Annotated in this window: 1 protein-coding gene; it reads right to left on the minus strand. The window is 74.4% G+C overall.

Annotation, left to right across the window (positions count from 1 at the left end; translation table 11 throughout):
• On the minus strand, positions 1-613 hold a 613-nt coding region (locus GT354_RS26425; protein WP_202512312.1), incomplete at both ends, for a hypothetical protein.

The following is a 613-nucleotide window of genomic DNA, read 5'->3' on the forward strand; positions in this document are numbered from 1 at the left end:
AGCACGTAGCGCAGCACCGTGTCCTCGACCCGTCGGCGCCGCTTGTCGGCGGGTGCCGTGCACGGCGCGGCGGCCCAGCGCGCCGCCACCGCCGGATGGGCAAGCACCAGGGCCTTGGCGAAGCGCGGTTCGTGGGTGAGCCGCCACAACGCCTCGCGTTGACGATCCAACTCCTGCGCGTGGGCCTGGGCGAACGCGGCACGCAGTCGGACCAGTTCGCGGCGATCACTCATGTCGGCCGCGAGCAGACGGGCCAGTTCCGGCACGGCCGTGAGCGGGTGAACCAACTCCGGCACAGCCCCAAGCAGGCGGGCCAGTACCGGAGCGACCCCTGGCAGGCGCACCGCCTCCGGAGCGACCCCACGCAGACGCGGCGGCGATTCCGGAGCAGCCACGAGCGGACGCGGCGGCGATTCCGGAGCAGCCACGAGCGGGTGGGCCGATTCGGGGCCGGCCTCGATCCCATGCGCCGATTCGTCGTACGGGGCGTCCGCGCGGCCGACCGCCCGTCGGATCGCGAGCAGCCGCCGACGGGCAGTCACGTCTTCGGTGCGCGGAACCGCGTCGTGCAGCAGGCGAAGCAACTCCGGGCGCCGCCCCGCCACGCGCGCCT

Origin of the sequence: Streptomyces sp. SID3343, assembly GCF_009865215.1 — a bacterium.
Taxonomy (GTDB): Bacteria; Actinomycetota; Actinomycetes; order Streptomycetales; family Streptomycetaceae; genus Embleya.